Annotated in this window: 1 protein-coding gene; it reads right to left on the minus strand. The window is 55.5% G+C overall.

Annotation, left to right across the window (positions count from 1 at the left end; genetic code table 11):
- Nucleotides 1-1,176, minus strand: a 1,176-nt coding sequence (locus H6A60_RS11545; RefSeq protein WP_205104758.1) for a TonB-dependent receptor domain-containing protein, incomplete at both ends; no start/stop codon positions are given.

A 1,176-nucleotide genomic window follows, 5' to 3' on the forward strand; every position in this document is an offset into this window, starting at 1 on the left:
TCTTGAGATAGTTGAGCGTCTGTCGGTTGAGCGCCCAGTTGTCGTCGATATAAAGGAAGCGGTTCATCTGGTTGTCCGTATTGGACATCCAGCCGGTAATGCTGACGCTCGTAAAGGGGAGCTGATCGCGAAGGCCGATTTCGTACAAGTCGAATTCCTCGTCATCGGCCTTCGTTGCACTCATGATTTTTCCGCTCCCGTCAGGCGCGGGCACCGAGTCCGTGATCTGAAGACCGTCGGGCACGGTGTAGCCGCGTTCGTAGCGAACATACAAGCGTCCCGTGTCGCGGTAGTTCCAGGCGGCTGAGAGTTCGAAAGCCCAGTTCCAGCGGTCCGACGTGCCGCTGCCTTCGCCTTCCGTGCTGTCGTTTTTGTCGAACTTCCACTGCGTGAGTTCGCGGCGGGCGCCCTGCGTGAATTCGAAGTCGCTCCATTTCACCGTATTGAGGAGGTAGAGCGCATAGATGTCTTTTTCGTAGTTGTAGTGAAGCGGCTGTCGCTTGTAGGTCTTGTCTTTGTAGCTTACGAGCTTGTAGTTGTCGTAGGCCAGACTCGCTTTTTGAACGGTGTAGTCCGCGCCGATCAGAAGCGATGCCATGTCGGAGTAGGCCCAGTCGGCCTTGGCCTTGATTCCGTGTCCGTCATGATCCATCACTTTGTTTTCATCGTCGACGCCGCTGAAGTAGCCGTTGTTGTAGAAGGCGTCAAGCGTAAGACGAAAGTCGTCCTTGAGATCGTTGAGGTAACTCACGTTGATCGTATCGAGCCGTCGATCTCCGTTCAGATAATCGCGAACGCGCTTCGTGATCTTGTGTCCTTCGGCATCGAGACCTACCGTAATGTCCTTGTAGTCGGGCCGGTAATCCTCGCCTTCCGCCTTGACCTTGTCGATGCTGACGTTGCCGACAAACTGCGAATCTTCCTCTAGCCGGCTCGCTCGGAAAACGAGCGTTTGCTTGTCGGTCAGATTCCAGCGCAGCCCGCCCGAGAAATAATTCGAGTCGCGGAAGGTATCGCGAAAGTACAGGTCGCGTTCAAGATGCGACGCACTGAAATCGTAGGCAAAGCGGTTGTCCGCGAAAGTGCCGCCGAGGTTTGCGCTCGTTCTGTAGCCTTTGCTGTTCCACTCGACGGTCGCCGTGTTCTTCGGATCCTCCATTGAGCGCAGATTGGTGG

It is taken from the genome of Sutterella massiliensis, from assembly GCF_016899755.1.
Classification (GTDB): Bacteria; Pseudomonadota; Gammaproteobacteria; order Burkholderiales; family Burkholderiaceae_F; genus Sutterella; species Sutterella massiliensis.